Source organism: Chamaesiphon minutus PCC 6605, assembly GCF_000317145.1.
In the GTDB taxonomy this organism is placed as follows: Bacteria; Cyanobacteriota; Cyanobacteriia; order Cyanobacteriales; family Chamaesiphonaceae; genus Chamaesiphon; species Chamaesiphon minutus.
On sequence record NC_019697.1, the window covers coordinates 3,759,592 to 3,774,509 of the forward strand.

Genomic DNA, 14,918 nt, shown 5'->3' on the forward strand with positions numbered 1-14,918 from the left:
CAAAAACGTAATGTTAATGAGAATTAGTTAAAGTCTTAAGATGGTGGGCACTGCCCACCCTACTTCTAATACTTCTACAACTCAATATTTTACCAAAAAATTAATCAGGATCGCTATCGTTCTCAATTATCAATTTTTAATTAAGCCCATGCCTCTGTACGAATTTCGTTGTAACGACTGCGGGATATTTGATGAATGGCGCATGATGAGTGAAAGTAACGCGATCGCTTATTGTCCGCAATGCCAAGAATCAGCCAAACGAATGTTTTCGATTCCTGGTATTCAATTAAATGGTGCCCTGCGGCTCAATAAAACCGAAAATCCGGAACCAAAGTTAGCTAAAAAGCAGGACACCGATCCGGCGCAGCGTAGTCGAGCCAAAAGCCATGGCGGTCGTCCCTGGATGATTAATCATTAAACCATTTAAAAATCGATGGTAGCTGCAATGTATAAATTGCCTCTATCATCGATTTTTATCGATCGAATTGTATTTCACAAACATCAGGAGATTTAAATCTCTATGCCAACAATTTAATTATTAATTATCAATTATCCTTACCGCTGTAAGGTTCTTCCTCCAAAAAAGTCACAGTTGGTAGTTTTGATTGCTGTGCTCGGCGATTACTCGAGCCTCTTTTAGCTAGTCCTAAATCTTTTGTTGCCGCAGCAAAAATTAGCAGTCGCTGCCACAACCGTTGGTAAATAGAAGGAAGGATGAGGTGACTATTGGCCAATTCCCACAGCTCCAAAGCTTGCTTGTGGGGAGAAGGCGAAATATCGTCGCGCCAAGGCTGCTGCAATAAGACGATCGCGCGCGCCTTAAGCTGTTGTTGAATGTAGTTAGCTCCCTGCCCAAGACAGTCCATACAGATATCTCCAGCGATCGATTCATCCTGATGACATAACAGCGTCCGCAGTTTACCGCTAGCAAATTGACTTTCGCAAACGACACAGCGCAATCGCGGGGAATGGGGGTTAAAATTGCGTTTTAGTTGGATTTTCATATTGACTAGTTTTTGTCAACTGACGATTTTATAAAGGGAAGAGTTGTGTAGACTATTTCTTTAGAATAACTGATACATTTGCAACATTTTCAGTAGTTTTGCAATTCTCAAAGATCGATGATGTATTTAAGATGTGAAAGCGACTTCAAACTTTAGTGCGGAATATTTCCGACTTCTAGACCCCTCAACTCATATGGATGGATTTTTGGAAGATCCACTAGCGAATCCGATCGCCCAAACCGTAGGAGATCCAGTCTTTCGGACTCAGTCACTCGATCGACCCAAACAAGCCTTGGCAAGCATCGAGATCTAGCTCCCACCAGCACAAATGGTTACTGTTGTTGAAAGTACGCACCGACAAACTTTTTTGGTGTTATTGAATTATGACAGATAGAGAGGTACAAATACTACAATTGGGTTTAAATTCGCCACGTTCTTTGCGAGCGAGTAGCTTGCGAATTATACTCCAGGGTTGGCGAGATCTGGATTATAAAGCGCAGCTATTGGCAGATCCCAAAGCTGTATCAATCACTGAAGATTTCGAGATTGCCGACGCAGCCATCGTGACAATTTTGGAAAACGATGTCGAACACCTACATCTAGTTATACCCACCTTGCATTAGAAACACATCTTTCGATCGAACTTTGGTCGATCGCTAGCTTGGAGACTATATAAAGGTTTGAGCCGATCGATCGGCAATGCATCAAACAAGATCGCAATAGTTACAGTTAGATTGAGTCAAGCTAAAAATACTCAGCAATCACACAATTTCTCTGCGGCGATGGACTGCTAGATCGGTTCAGTTGCGTAGCATCTGCGATGGATAGTCAGGGTACACTTGATTATAATAGAGTGCAACTATCTCTCGAACTAAATAGTTAGGGGATATAAATCGATATATCGATCGTAATTTAGATTTAAGTCCTTACTATAGCCGTATGACAAGTTCCTTCCTCGATCGTCTCCATAGTCCCGAACGTCCTGTCATCGTCTTCGATGGGGCGATGGGTACCAATCTCCAAGTCCAAAACCTCACGGCTGAGGACTTTGGGGGGGCTGAGTACGAAGGTTGTAACGAATATCTCGTCCATACCAACCCCGAAGCGGTAGCCAAAGTACATCGGGACTTTTTGGCGGCAGGTGCCGATGTCATCGAAACCGACACCTTTGGCGGTACGGCGCAAACATTGGGTGAATATGGATTGCAAGACCAAGTATATTACCTCAACAAGACCGCCGCAGAATTAGCCAAAAAATGTACGGCAGAATTTTCGACACCAGAGAAACCCAGATTCGTCGCCGGATCGATCGGCCCTGGTACTAAATTACCCTCGATCGGCCATATCGATTATGACAGTCTAGAGCAAGCATACACCGAACAGGCTACGGGCCTGTTGGACGGTGGTGTGGATCTATTCTTAATCGAGACTTGTATGGACGTGCTGCAAATCAAAGCAGCGATTAATGGACTGGAGCAGGTTTTTAAAAATAAAGGGGTGAGAATCCCGATTATGGTGTCGGCGACATTCGAGCATCCCCAAGCGACGATGTTGTCTGGTAGCGATGTAGCAACATTATTGACGGCATTGCAACCATTTCCGATCGATATTTTAGGCTTGAATTGTGCGACTGGGCCAGATCTCATGGCTCCACATATCAAACATCTGTGCGAACAATCGCCATTTGTGGTTTCTTGCGTACCAAATGCTGGATTGCCAGAAAATATCGGCGGTCACGCTCACTACAAATTAACGCCGATCGAACTCAAATTGGCGATGTATAAGTTCGTCGAAGATTGGGGCGTTCAAGTAATCGGTGGTTGTTGTGGCACTCGACCAGAACACATTAAAGAATTAGCAGAAATTGGGGCGACTTTAAAGACCAAAGTACGGATTCCGATATTTGAACCAGCGGCATCTTCATTAATGTCGGTGCAACCCTATCATCAGGATAATTCATTCTTAATTATCGGCGAACGTTTGAATGCCAGTGGCTCGAAAAAATGTCGCGATTTATTAAATGAAGAGAATTGGGATGGCTTAGTTTCCCTCGCGAAATCTCAGGTACGCGAAGGTGCCCACGTGCTCGATGTCAACGTCGATTATGTCGGACGCGATGGTGTTAAAGACATGCACGAAGTGGTATCGCGAGTAGTGAATAACGTTAGCTTACCGCTAATGCTCGACTCCACTGAGTGGGAGAAAATGGAAGCCGGATTGAAAGTTGCTGGCGGTAAATGTCTGCTCAACTCGACTAACTATGAAGATGGCGAAGAACGCTTCTATAAAGTCTTAGAAATTGCTAAGAAATATGGTGCCGGGATCGTGATTGGGACGATCGATGAAGAAGGCATGGCACGAACGGCACAGAAGAAATTCGAGATTGCCAAACGTGCCTATGATGCGGCTGTCGCTTATGGTTTCCCACCCTATGAAATCTTCTTCGATCCCTTAGCATTACCGATTTCGACGGGGATTGAGGAAGACCGCGCAAATGGTAAAGCGACTGTCGAATCGATCGAAATGATTCGTCAAAATCTTCCCGAATGTCACGTTTTATTAGGACTATCGAATATTTCCTTCGGTCTTAATGCTGCCGCACGGCAAGTCTTAAACTCGATGTTCCTGCATGAGTGCATGGCTGTTGGCATGGATGCCGCGATCGTCAGTCCGAATAAGATATTACCACTCGCTAAAATAACGCCCGAACATCAAGAAATCTGTCGAAATCTGATTTACGATCGCCGCCAATTTGATGGGGATATCTGTACCTACGATCCGTTAGGTTTGCTCACTACCATGTTTGAAGGAGTGACAACCAAACGCGATAAATCCGAGGATGATAAATTACCGCTCGAACAGAAACTTACCCGCCATATTATCGACGGCGAACGAGTTGGATTGGAAGCTAACTTGATGAAAGCGATCGAGAAATATCCGCCCTTAGATATTATCAATATCTATCTCCTCGACGGCATGAAAGTAGTTGGCGAACTCTTCGGTTCGGGACAAATGCAATTACCTTTCGTTTTGCAATCTGCCGAAACCATGAAAGCCGCCGTCGCTTTCCTCGAACCCCACATGGATAAAGCCGATGTCGGTGTCAGTAATGCTAAAGGAAAATTCGTCATCGCCACCGTCAAAGGTGACGTACATGATATCGGTAAAAACCTCGTCGATATCATCCTCTCGAATAATGGCTATGAAGTGATCAACATGGGTATCAAACAACCCGTGGAAGCCATCATTCAAGCCTACGAAGAACACAAACCAGACTGCATTGCCATGAGCGGACTACTGGTAAAATCCACCGCCTTCATGAAAGAAAACCTCGAAGTTTTCAACGAAAAAGGCATCACCATTCCCATCATTCTCGGCGGCGCAGCTCTCACTCCCAAATTTGTCTATAACGACTGCCAGCAGGCTTATAAAGGGCAGGTAATCTACGGGAAGGATGCTTTTGCCGATCTGAACTTTATGGACGCGCTGATGCCCGCAAAACATGGCAACAAGTGGGATGACTTTAAAGGCTTTCTCGATGAAGATGGCAACCCGATTAAAGTCGCTGTCGAAGTTGAAGAAACTAATGGCAAAACTGACAAAACTAACGAGTCAAACGAACCACTAATTATCGACACCGTGCGATCGGAAGCCGTATCATTAGAGATCGATCGACCTACACCACCATTCTGGGGTACCAAAATCCTCAAAGATGAAATCTCGATCGAAGATCTATTCTGGCACATGGATCTCCAAGCCCTCATCGCCGGACAATGGCAATTCCGTAAACCCAAAGAGCAATCGCGGGAAGAATACGACGCATTCCTCGCCGAAAAAGTCCACCCGATCCTCGCAGAATGGAAAGCCAAAATCCTCACCGAAAAATGGCTCGAACCCCAACTGATCTATGGCTACTTCCCCTGTACCGCCGAAGGTAACTCCGTCCACGTCTACGATCCCAGCGTCATCGAGCAAGGCTTAACGCCCCAAACAGCTACCCCCGTAATCACCTGGACATTCCCCCGTCAAAAATCCCTGCGTCGCCTCTGTCTGGCTGATTTCTTCTGCCCCCTATCAGAGAATAAATTCGACGTATTCCCAATGCAAGCCGTAACGATGGGCGAAATCGCCACCGAGAAAGCGCAAGTGTTATTCAAAGCCGATAACTATGCCAACTATCTCTACTTCCACGGCATGGCTGTCCAGATGGCTGAAGCCTTAGCCGAATGGAGCCACGCCCGCATCCGCAAGGAGTTGGGTTATGGCGATTTAGAGCCAGATAATATTCGCGATATGTTGGCACAACGCTATCAGGGTTCGCGGTATAGTTTCGGCTATCCCGCTTGTCCGAATGTGGCGGATCAGTTGCAGCAGTTGGAAATCATGGGTACCCAGCGGATGGGAATGACGATGGATGAGAGCGAACAGCTATATCCCGAGCAGTCTACTACTGCGTTGATTGTCTATCATCCTGTGGCTAAGTACTTTAGTGCTTAGAATCCCCAATCTCGTTGGAAAGGGAGCTAAGAGTCGGAAAGTCCCCCTTTCCAAGGGGGATTTAGGGGGATTCGATCTCAAACGGAGCAAATCGATGTCTTCTGGCTGCGTTCGAGGTTGGAATCCCCCCAACCCCCCTTGGGAAGGGGGGCTACGGAATCAAGTCTAAATGTTAGAGACAATGCCGACTTTTCATTTGCTGTATAACCATAATCTGATTGAGCTTGCACGGAATATGCGGCAGAATCCTACTCCAACGGAGCGGAAATTATGGTACGAATATCTCAGGGATGTGCCAGTTAGAGTGTTGCGACAGAAGCCAATCGATCGATTTATCGTGGATTTCTATTGTGCATCTGTCAAACTAGCGATCGAGATTGATGGAGAGCAGCACTTTACAGAATCAGAAGTAATTTATGACACAGAAAGAAGTGCAATCTTAGCTGGCTATGGAATCGAAGTTATCAGATTTACCAATCAGGAAGTAATGAATGATTTTGAGGGTATATGTCAACGAATTGCTGATGCGATCGAAATTCCTACAACTCACTAAAGATTTAAAATCCCCCCTGGAAAAGAGGTTGGGAGATTTCACCCTCGAACGGAGCAGCCAATCAGCTTGTCCGAATGTGGCGGATCGGTTGCACCAGTTGCAAATCATGGGTACCCAGCGGATGGGAATGACGATGGATGAGAGCGAGCAGCTATATCCCGAGCAGTCTACTACTGCGTTGATTGTCTATCATCCTGTGGCTAAGTACTTTAGTGCGTAAATTCAGAGAAGACTAATACATAACAGGCTAAATTATCGCCTGAAATCTAGTGGGGGGCAATGCACCCTACATCTTATTCAAATGTAAAATAAATTATGTCTTTAAGATTAGAATGTGACAATCAAGGTGGTGTCATAATAGCTGACAGATCCTTCTTTCAGAATCCAGATCCGGAGGGAATCGGAATTTCCTATGCTTTTGATATTGCGTTAGATAGAGAGGGAGGAACTGAATTAATTTGTGACTTTAATGAAGAATGGAATCAAGTATGGCACAGAGAAACATTATTGTTGGTAAATGAAATCAATAAAGGTATTTTTTTATTCGTCACTCTGCCTATCGGTGATTTTAATTTAGAAATACTAGACAACAAAATCATTAAAGATGATATGTGCTTTTTTTTTGAAAGCAAAATTGAGGTAAAAACGAAAGAAATTTTGCTATTTGAAGCTGGTAGCTGGTTAGAGGATATAGATATAGGAGATGTAAAGCCATCACATAAAGTAGAACTAGAAAATGGATGGTATAACATTCAAATACAAATTGACAATCGTATAGGGAATGAATCTGAAGATAGTTACCTAGTCGGTAACATGGTAATTAGCATAAGCAGCACAGAAGAGAAGATCGATCCACTTCTTGAACTTCCATGCTATCAAAATTGGCTTTCTATAAATAATTAGTTTTGTATAATGGGCAAGGTTTCAAAAAAAGATCCTATTTCAATACTGAATTTTGCCCACAAATTATAACGATCGAGTTGTCTATCTATTCTGAAGGGGTGACAAGCACCCCTTAAACCCTGACACGATCGGGATTATAGATATTGAGGTTACAAAGGTAAAAGTCAATTTTATGGCGATTGAGTCGAATATATCGAGCAATCAAGCCAGGAATAAAATCCCAACCGAAGTATGAAAACAGAGCGAGCTTACCAATAGTAAACATCGAAGCACGATGATATTGACGTTGGGGTTCGGACGTTCTAGCTAAATACTTGGAATGAAAACTAGGAGTGCAAACACTCTTTAATATAACGGTGCTATAGACTAAAGTTAATAATAGAAACCAAGCATCAAATCTCGAACCAGTAAGCTGAGTTAATTCTAGATTAAATCCATGAGACTTGTAATCATGAAACATTTCCTCGATTTGAAAGCGAGCAGCATAAGCTTTAACGGCTGAGTTAATATCTGGAAGAGTTGTTAATAGAAATCATCCTTCAGTAATCGGCAATCCATGATGTTCTTTCGGATAGTGAGCGGCAACATTAAAAGGAAATTTATGAGTGGTTTTTGTAATATTCACTCCTTGGATAAATACAGAGATACCAGGATGAGCTGCTAACTGATTTAATGATTTTGAGGGTGTATGTCAAAGAATTGCTGATACGATCGAACTTTCTAAAACTCATTAGAGATTCATTTGAGTTTTATCGATTGAGATCTTCGCCAAGCCACCGAACAACGTGCGGATACTGCCAAACAATGCGCTAGCGATATTCAGCAGTAAGCAGAAAAATTGGCTGCCAAATTGCGGGAATTGGGCATCGATTCAGCCAATCTGTAAATGCGATAACTACCTCGATCGAAATCCTACTAGAAATGTTGTTCGACGATCGCGACTAGATATTTTGTCCAGTATTCGGTCTTTTGCATACTTTCGGCTTCTACCATTACCCGAATTAATGGCTCGGTACCCGAAGCGCGCACGAGTACCCGTCCGGTGTCACCCATCTCTGCTTCTGCTTCCGCGATCGCATCTTGCAAGGGTTGACATTTTGCCCAGTTGAGCCGTGCTTCACGATCGTCTACGCGGACATTGTGGAGAATCTGCGGATAGGTTTGGAAACTGCTATCTACTAACTCTGCTAGAGATTTATCCGACTGTTGAACGATCGCAGCGACATGCAGCGCAGTGAGAATGCCATCGCCACTGACGCTATGCTGGGGTGAGAGAATATGCCCAGACTGCTCGCCACCCAACATCGCCCCACAGCTCGCCATCTCAGCTTGGACGTATTGGTCGCCTACCGCCGTGCGGACTACCGTACCGCCAGAAGCTTGCCAAGCCCGCTCGAAGCCCAAATTTGCCATGACTGTGGTGACGATCGCCTCATTTGGGAGCAGTCCCAGTTGGCTGAGATGTTGACCCCAGAAATAGAGAATATAATCCCCGTCAACTTTGCGTCCCAAATTGTCTACTGCTAATACTCGATCGGCATCACCATCGAAGGCAAATCCCAGATCTGCCTGATGGAGAGCGACAGCGGCTTGGAGAGACCCTAAATGAGTCGAACCGCAATTGACATTAATCCGATCGCCATCGGCCTCATCGTGGAGACAAATTAACTCAGCCCCCAATTGCGTAAAAACCTTGGGAGCCACATCTACCGACGCTCCCGATGCTAAATCGAGGACGATTTTCATCCCCGCTAAACTCGTACCTGGTAAGAGGGAATCTTTCATTGCCTCCACATACTGCGTAATTAATTCTGGCGTGAAATAGAGATGACCCCATCTTTCTGGCTCGACATGCGCCCCCGATTGTCCTCTAATTCCGGCCTCGATCGCCGCCTGCAAGTTCTTAGCTAACTTAGTGCCATCCGACCCAAAAAACTTAATGCCATTGTCTTCTGGTGGATTGTGGCTGGCCGAAATCATCACGCCGCCGATCGCATCGCTAGTCGCCGTCAAATGTGCGACTCCAGGCGTCGGACACAATCCCAAATTCCAGACTTCAATCCCTGCCGAAGTCAGTCCGGCTGACAACGCACTGGCTAACATATCGCTAGAATTGCGCGAATCTTGACCGATGACAATCGGCCCGACATCCTCAGCGGCCTGACGCAATACTATTCCAGCCCAGTATCCCACTTCTAGAGCCAAATTTGCTGTCAGGACATCGCCCACCCTACCGCGAATTCCGTCTGTACCAAATAAGGGTGAATTAGGTAGATTGAGCTGTTCGATCGGGGAAGATGTAATCATATATACACTGATGGGACATTATCGCTCGTTTGGTAAATCATATTACTCAAGGTGGCAATACTCAAGCGATCGTCGTCAGTAAAGCACGATTTTATTCGCTAAAGTTTAAAGCAGGCGCAATCGCTCCCGTCCTTGTACCAACTTACGACGGATGTCCAGTACGATGAATTGTCGGATATTGCTACTTGAGACGACTGTGGAGATTTATCGATCGATTCTAAAATTAACTTCAGGTGGCTAATGGCTGCACTGGGAGTTAAAAATATCCTCCTCATCATCTCCAACCGCAGTATTGCGAACTGACAGTTCTCCAAGGCTCCGACTCATGCCATATTCTCACTCAGCGAACAACTGGTGCCATTAAAAAATCGATGCCCCCATCTCATCGTTCCATTTCGCTCTAAAACTACGCCAAACTCTTGCGTAATGCGATCTATGTTGTTGAAATTTGACTTGAATACTAGTGGGTTTTACTAATGAATTTCAGTCCCGAGCCTGCATCAAAATCAACAACCAATGCACGAGTTATGAAGTCATCAGTAGCACTAACCTTCGATCGATTGCGTCTGTACTTAGCAGAAGACGATTTAACTCAAGCGATTCTCGATGAATTGCGCCAGACTCTTACTGTCGATCGAGTAGTATTATATTCTTTTAATTCCGAGCGAATCGGGCAAGTGACATTTGAGTCGTTGAGCGATCGCAAATTGTCAATTCTCATTTCGAGTGGGGCTGATGAATGTTTTAATAGTGAATATAGTCAACTTTACGAAAATGGTAGAATTCGCGCGATCGCCGATATTGAGTCAGAGCCGATCGAATCTTGTCATCGAGACTTCTTACGAGAATTGCAAGTAAAAGCCAATTTAGTCGTCCCAATTTTAAGCGATCTAAAATTGTGGGGATTGCTAGTGGCGCATCACTGTCAATCTACATTTGATTGGAGTGCCAATGACATCCTGGCGATGCAAGCCACTGCCAGTAATCTCTCGATCGTCGGCGATCGCCTCGATAGCTAAGTTGTAGTTCACCAAAATCGCATCATTGTTTTAATACTGTTTGGTTAGGTAAGTATTTGCTCTAGTTTTAGTCCGCGTTCGCGTAGCGTCTCGCAGAGCAGGCGGACTTTGCCACATTCGCGGCGGTTTGCGGCGCGATCGCGCCTTTGTTTTCCGACGGTTTAGCGCGATTTCGGTCGAGACAAGACACAACCGCTGTCTGAGTGTCTAACCAAACAGTATTGCTTCAGATTCGGTCAATTTCCGCTCGATCTTCCCACTGCTCGACGCTGCGCTCTTTCGGTAAGCACCACTACTCTATACGGTTCGCCTCAATTTCGACATTGGTATAAGTCACATACAGTAGAGAGGTATCAACTGAGCCAGTCATTAAGATAACGGTCGATCGCGCACCGCCAGTCATCGGAGAGGTACGGAAAACCACCCTTCAAAAAAGGCTCAGTTGGCACAAAGATAGGGATCAATTCTGTAATATCGATTCGTGTGACTTGCCCACTGCGCTTGTTGCCATTATTCAAACTGTTGTCATTATTTAGGAAGTAGTTATAGTTTTATGGGAAAAGTTGTTGGCATTGACTTAGGAACTACCAACTCCTGCGTTGCCGTCATGGAAGGTGGCAAACCCACCGTAATCGCTAACGCCGAGGGTTTCCGCACTACCCCTTCTGTTGTCGCATTTGCGAAAAATGGCGATCGCTTGGTCGGTCAAATCGCCAAACGTCAAGCGGTGATGAACCCAGAGAATACCTTCTCCTCCGTCAAACGCTTTATCGGTCGCAAATTTGACGAAGTAAGCCAAGAAGCCACTGAAATCTCTTACAAAGTCGTCAACGATGGCAACAGCGTTAGAATCGAAGCCCCTGGATTGGGCAAGAAATTCGCGCCAGAAGAAGTTTCCGCTCAGGTATTAAGAAAATTAGTCGATGATGCGAGTAAATATTTGGGTGAAACTGTTACCCAAGCCGTAATTACCGTACCAGCTTACTTTAACGACTCGCAACGTCAAGCTACCAAAGATGCCGGAAAAATTGCTGGGGTTGAAGTCCTGCGGATTATCAACGAACCGACTGCTGCTGCACTAGCCTACGGTTTAGACAAAAAGAGCAACGAAACAATTCTCGTTTTTGACCTTGGGGGCGGTACATTCGACGTATCCGTACTCGAAGTCGGCGACGGTGTGTTTGAAGTGCTCGCAACTTCTGGCGATAGTCACTTAGGTGGGGACGACTTCGACAAGAAAATTGTCGATCACTTAGCGACGACCTTCATGAAAAATGAAGGCATCGACTTACGCAAAGATCGTCAAGCTCTCCAACGTCTAACTGAAGCTGCTGAGAAAGCCAAGATCGAACTCTCTAGCGTGACTCAAGCCGAAATCAACCTGCCCTTCATCACGGCAACTCAAGATGGGCCAAAACACGTTGAAATGACCCTAACTCGGGCTAAATTCGAGGAAATTTGTTCTGACTTGATCGATCGTTGTCGCGTCCCGGTCGAAAATGCGGTCAGAGATGCCAAAATCGATAAAACTCGAATCGATGAAGTCGTCTTGGTGGGTGGTTCGACTCGGATTCCCGCAGTTAAAGAACTAGTCAAACGCCTCTTAGGTAAAGAGCCTAACGAGACAGTCAACCCTGACGAAGTAGTCGCCATTGGTGCAGCGGTACAAGCTGGTGTCTTGGCTGGTGAAGTCAAAGATATCCTCTTGCTTGACGTTACTCCTCTATCCTTGGGTGTTGAAACCTTGGGTGGTGTAATGACCAAGATCATCCCTCGTAACACCACTATTCCGACTAAGAAGTTTGAAACCTTCTCGACAGCGGTAGATGGACAGAGCAACGTTGAAATCCATATTCTTCAAGGCGAACGCGAAATGTCTCGCGATAACAAGAGCCTGGGTACCTTCCGCCTAGACGGTATTCCTTCGGCTCCTCGTGGCGTTCCCCAAATCGAAGTCACTCTCGACATCGACGCCAACGGGATCTTGAACGTTACCGCCAAAGATAAGGGAACTGGTAAAGAGCAGTCGATCAGCATCACTGGTGCATCTACCCTCGATAAGACCGAAGTCGAACGGATGGTGCGCGAAGCTGAAAGTAATGCTTCCACCGACAAGGAAAACCGCGAGAAAATCGATCGCAAGAATCAGGCTGATTCCCTCACCTACCAAGCCGAAAAACAACTTCAAGAACTCGGCGATAAAGTCCCCGCAGCAGACAAAACCAAGCTCGAAGGCTTAATCAAAGAACTCAAAGAAGCTGTAGCTAAAGAAGATGATGCCGAAATCCAACGCTTGAGTCCCGAAGTTCAGCAAACCTTAATGGCGATCGGTAGTAATATCTACGCTCAAGCAGGTGCTAATGCTGGTGGCGGTAGCGATGCTGGTGACGATGGTACTCCTCCTGGCAGTGGCACGACTGGTGGTGGTGACGATGTTATCGATGCCGAATTCTCCGAAACTAAATAGTAATTTGTAGCCAAGCTGGCCCAGTTTCCCTGAGAAACTGGGTTTTTTTGCATAAATTGTAAATCTCCATCCAAAATGGTGAATACTAAGCTCATACCATTTTGGATTGGGAATTGAGGATTGAGGATTAGGAAAATCCTGCTATGTGTGGAGTCTGCTGTCCCCATCTGTCGTCCTTGTTTTTCCAGCAGTATTAACTACTCGAATACTCTAAAGCCAATCCCCAATCCCCAATCCCCAATCCCCAATCCCCAATTTTCTAGACCGATGAATTTATTTGATGAAATAATTCCCGCTCAGCCAGATAAGGTTAATTTGTACGCTCCATATTTCATGAAATCCGCTGCCAAACGGAACGTCTTGCCCAAAGCAATCACGCTTTACCACAAAGGCGGACTCGGCGGTTATCGGGCGATCGAAGGTGGCGAGAAAATTCCTTACGTCATCAATTGGGTAATCCAAAATTTACCTGGCGATCTGACTAGATGCACGATGATGTTTGATGATAATGCCGATCTCACCTACGATATCAACCTGATGAATTCTGAGTTGATCGGCTACCTAATCGATTGGCTGGTTAATATCCGCGATACTAATACTCCAGATTTCCCCCAGTATTTTTATCATAAACTGATGAAAATGGATGACTAGCACTGGTTAATAGCCCGATCTCCACGATTCTCACCCTCTAGCTCTGCCGCCATCAAGCAGTTGCCAATTCACAAAGATCGATGACTAGCAATCGCTCTGGTTCCGATCCGGCCATCTTCATTTTCGTGCTGACGCTCATCAAATTCTGAGTGGGAACATCTTTTCCCCAAATACTAGTCATTGCGATCGCGGATAACCTAGACTAGTATGGCGATCGACGGTAATTTAATTCATCTGTGTCAGTCGCTAAGTAGGATAGCCAGATCGCTCTCCTGCTGGACAAACAACTGCTCGCTCCTCGTAAAAACGGTTAGCATTTGCAGATAGTAATTCATCCTGGACACCAGAGACATAATCGGCATCGCCGATTTTAGATATTACTAAGTTATTGCATCATATAGTTAAATGACTAGGGATAATTGTGTGGGGATGGCTATGAAATACTTGCTGGTAGCTTCGACTGAAGGCTGTAGTGGTAAGTCGGCAACGATTTTGGGAATTGCCGATCGCTTGCAGGCAAAAGGAATTGAGATTGCCTACGCTCAACCAGTCGTTACTGGAAACGTACTCGACCCCAATAGCTCGCTCGATAGTGACGTGAGACTAATGGCTCAAGCCTTATCCTTACCTGCCGATCGATTGGGATCGCCACTGTTGGTATTGGATGCGGCACATACTCACGATCGACTGACTGGAATCGACGATCGAGATTATCCAAAATTACTTCAAGATAGCACGCGCCAGCTCCCAGGCAACTTGGTCATTCTGGAGGGTGGTGCCAATCTTCATGAGGGAAGTCTGTTCGATCTGGCGATCGATCGGATCGCGGAAACTTTAGATGCAGGCGTGTTGTTGGTCAACCGCTACCATCCGTTATCGTCGCTCGATCTGCTGATAGCAGCGCAGCAGCAGCTTGGCAAAAGATTATTAGGTTGTACGATCAACGACATCCCGCGCGATCGGGTAGAGAGCGTTCAGACGACAATGGTACCCTATTTAGAACGGTTGGGTATCCCCGTTTTTGGGGTCATTCATCGCAATGGCTTATTACGGAGTGTTACCGTCAAGCAATTAGTTTCACAACTCCATGCCGAAATCTTATGTCGCCCTGACAGGTTAGATTTAATGGTCGAAAGTCTGTCGATCGGCGCGATGAATGTCAATTCGGCTTTAGAATATTTTCGACGGGGCAATAATATGGCCGTCGTCACTGGCGGCGATCGGGCTGATATTCAACTAGCCGCGCTAGAAACCTCTACACAGTGCTTGATTTTAACCGGACACCTTGCACCTCAGCCCTTTATCGTCAGCCGTGCTGAAGACCTAGAAATCCCCATTCTGTCGGTAGATTTGGATACTCTAACTACTGTAGAAATCATCGATAATGCTTTCGGTCAGGTGCGCCTGCAAGAACCGATTAAAATTAATTGCGCCCGCGAGTTATTCGGCCATCATTGCAATATCGATCGCCTGATGTCCGTGTTAGGAATTTGAGTTTCCGGCGGTGCTCGGGTTGG

14 protein-coding genes are annotated in these 14,918 nt (G+C 45.6%); 10 read left to right on the forward strand and 4 right to left on the reverse strand.

Annotated elements, in window-relative coordinates:
• Window positions 1–148 precede the first annotated feature (148 nt).
• Complete coding sequence (locus CHA6605_RS17195; RefSeq protein ID WP_041549584.1) at window positions 149–418, forward strand: FmdB family zinc ribbon protein; 270 nt, start codon at window positions 149–151, stop codon at window positions 416–418.
• A 127-nt stretch (window positions 419–545) separates the two neighbouring features.
• Here CHA6605_RS17195 and CHA6605_RS17200 read toward each other — a convergent pair whose 3' ends face one another.
• Entirely contained in the window at window positions 546–1,004 is a 459-nt protein-coding gene (locus CHA6605_RS17200) for a hypothetical protein (protein ID WP_015160685.1), read from the reverse strand.
• A 383-nt stretch (window positions 1,005–1,387) separates the two neighbouring features.
• On the opposite strand from CHA6605_RS17200, the gene CHA6605_RS17205 reads away from it, so the two are divergent.
• The 5 genes from CHA6605_RS17205 to CHA6605_RS17225 all read left to right on the forward strand — a co-directional run bounded on the left by CHA6605_RS17205 (window position 1,388) and on the right by CHA6605_RS17225 (window position 6,957).
• A complete protein-coding gene (locus tag CHA6605_RS17205) occupies window positions 1,388–1,627 on the forward strand; it encodes a nitrile hydratase subunit alpha (protein WP_015160687.1) in 240 nt (79 codons plus the stop codon).
• A gap of 316 nt (window positions 1,628–1,943) precedes the next feature.
• Window positions 1,944–5,501 (forward strand): methionine synthase, encoded by a 3,558-nt coding sequence (gene metH / locus CHA6605_RS17210; RefSeq protein WP_015160688.1) that lies wholly within the window; start codon window positions 1,944–1,946, stop codon window positions 5,499–5,501.
• A 169-nt stretch (window positions 5,502–5,670) separates the two neighbouring features.
• The gene (locus CHA6605_RS17215) at window positions 5,671–6,054 is read left to right on the forward strand and encodes an endonuclease domain-containing protein (RefSeq protein WP_015160689.1); all 384 of its coding nucleotides are present in this window, start codon (window positions 5,671–5,673) and stop codon (window positions 6,052–6,054) included.
• A 28-nt stretch (window positions 6,055–6,082) separates the two neighbouring features.
• Window positions 6,083–6,274, forward strand: a complete 192-nt coding sequence (locus CHA6605_RS17220) for a vitamin B12 dependent-methionine synthase activation domain-containing protein (protein ID WP_041548217.1) — start codon at window positions 6,083–6,085, stop codon at window positions 6,272–6,274.
• A 95-nt stretch (window positions 6,275–6,369) separates the two neighbouring features.
• Window positions 6,370–6,957 carry a hypothetical protein gene (locus CHA6605_RS17225; RefSeq protein ID WP_015160690.1) on the forward strand — a complete coding sequence of 196 codons (588 nt, stop codon included), beginning with the start codon at window positions 6,370–6,372 and terminating at the stop codon, window positions 6,955–6,957.
• 112 nt (window positions 6,958–7,069) lie between these two features.
• Here CHA6605_RS17225 and CHA6605_RS31770 read toward each other — a convergent pair whose 3' ends face one another.
• Together CHA6605_RS31770 and glmM are read right to left on the reverse strand one after the other, a co-directional pair.
• Window positions 7,070–7,417, reverse strand: coding sequence for a hypothetical protein (locus CHA6605_RS31770; protein WP_051038917.1), 348 nt, complete (start codon window positions 7,415–7,417; stop codon window positions 7,070–7,072).
• A 455-nt stretch (window positions 7,418–7,872) separates the two neighbouring features.
• Window positions 7,873–9,264: a phosphoglucosamine mutase gene (glmM, locus tag CHA6605_RS17235; protein ID WP_015160691.1), complete on the reverse strand. Its 1,392-nt coding sequence runs from the start codon at window positions 9,262–9,264 to the stop codon at window positions 7,873–7,875.
• 527 nt (window positions 9,265–9,791) lie between these two features.
• On the opposite strand from glmM, the gene CHA6605_RS17240 reads away from it, so the two are divergent.
• The 3 genes from CHA6605_RS17240 to ebsA all read left to right on the forward strand — a co-directional run bounded on the left by CHA6605_RS17240 (window position 9,792) and on the right by ebsA (window position 13,401).
• Window positions 9,792–10,283, forward strand: coding sequence for a GAF domain-containing protein (locus CHA6605_RS17240; RefSeq protein WP_015160692.1), 492 nt, complete (start codon window positions 9,792–9,794; stop codon window positions 10,281–10,283).
• Window positions 10,284–10,836: 553 nt separating this feature from the next.
• A complete protein-coding gene (dnaK, locus tag CHA6605_RS17245; protein WP_015160693.1) occupies window positions 10,837–12,750 on the forward strand; it encodes a molecular chaperone DnaK in 1,914 nt (637 codons plus the stop codon).
• 267 nt (window positions 12,751–13,017) lie between these two features.
• Window positions 13,018–13,401, forward strand: a complete 384-nt coding sequence (ebsA, locus tag CHA6605_RS17250) for a type IV pilus biogenesis protein EbsA (RefSeq protein WP_015160694.1) — start codon at window positions 13,018–13,020, stop codon at window positions 13,399–13,401.
• Between the two features lie 52 nt (window positions 13,402–13,453).
• Here ebsA and CHA6605_RS36260 read toward each other — a convergent pair whose 3' ends face one another.
• Window positions 13,454–13,582 (reverse strand): hypothetical protein, encoded by a 129-nt coding sequence (locus CHA6605_RS36260; protein ID WP_015160695.1) that lies wholly within the window; start codon window positions 13,580–13,582, stop codon window positions 13,454–13,456.
• Window positions 13,583–13,806: 224 nt separating this feature from the next.
• Between CHA6605_RS36260 and CHA6605_RS17255 the strand changes: the two genes are divergently transcribed.
• Window positions 13,807–14,895, forward strand: coding sequence for a phosphotransacetylase family protein (locus CHA6605_RS17255; protein ID WP_015160696.1), 1,089 nt, complete (start codon window positions 13,807–13,809; stop codon window positions 14,893–14,895).
• The last annotated feature ends 23 nt before the right edge of the window (window positions 14,896–14,918 follow it).

Excerpts from the sequence above, each read along its gene's own strand:
- CHA6605_RS17195 (WP_041549584.1), top strand. The coding sequence starts at position 149 with ATGCCTCTGTACGAATTTCGTTGTAACGACTGCGGGATATTTGATGAA.
- CHA6605_RS17200 (WP_015160685.1), bottom strand. The coding sequence starts at position 1,004 with ATGAAAATCCAACTAAAACGCAATTTTAACCCCCATTCCCCGCGATTG.
- CHA6605_RS17205 (WP_015160687.1), top strand. The coding sequence starts at position 1,388 with ATGACAGATAGAGAGGTACAAATACTACAATTGGGTTTAAATTCGCCA.
- metH (WP_015160688.1), top strand. The coding sequence starts at position 1,944 with ATGACAAGTTCCTTCCTCGATCGTCTCCATAGTCCCGAACGTCCTGTC.
- CHA6605_RS17215 (WP_015160689.1), top strand. The coding sequence starts at position 5,671 with ATGTTAGAGACAATGCCGACTTTTCATTTGCTGTATAACCATAATCTG.
- CHA6605_RS17225 (WP_015160690.1), top strand. The coding sequence starts at position 6,370 with ATGTCTTTAAGATTAGAATGTGACAATCAAGGTGGTGTCATAATAGCT.
- CHA6605_RS31770 (WP_051038917.1), bottom strand. The coding sequence starts at position 7,417 with ATGTTTCATGATTACAAGTCTCATGGATTTAATCTAGAATTAACTCAG.
- glmM (WP_015160691.1), bottom strand. The coding sequence starts at position 9,264 with ATGATTACATCTTCCCCGATCGAACAGCTCAATCTACCTAATTCACCC.
- CHA6605_RS17240 (WP_015160692.1), top strand. The coding sequence starts at position 9,792 with ATGAAGTCATCAGTAGCACTAACCTTCGATCGATTGCGTCTGTACTTA.
- dnaK (WP_015160693.1), top strand. The coding sequence starts at position 10,837 with ATGGGAAAAGTTGTTGGCATTGACTTAGGAACTACCAACTCCTGCGTT.
- ebsA (WP_015160694.1), top strand. The coding sequence starts at position 13,018 with ATGAATTTATTTGATGAAATAATTCCCGCTCAGCCAGATAAGGTTAAT.
- CHA6605_RS36260 (WP_015160695.1), bottom strand. The coding sequence starts at position 13,582 with ATGACTAGTATTTGGGGAAAAGATGTTCCCACTCAGAATTTGATGAGC.
- CHA6605_RS17255 (WP_015160696.1), top strand. The coding sequence starts at position 13,807 with ATGACTAGGGATAATTGTGTGGGGATGGCTATGAAATACTTGCTGGTA.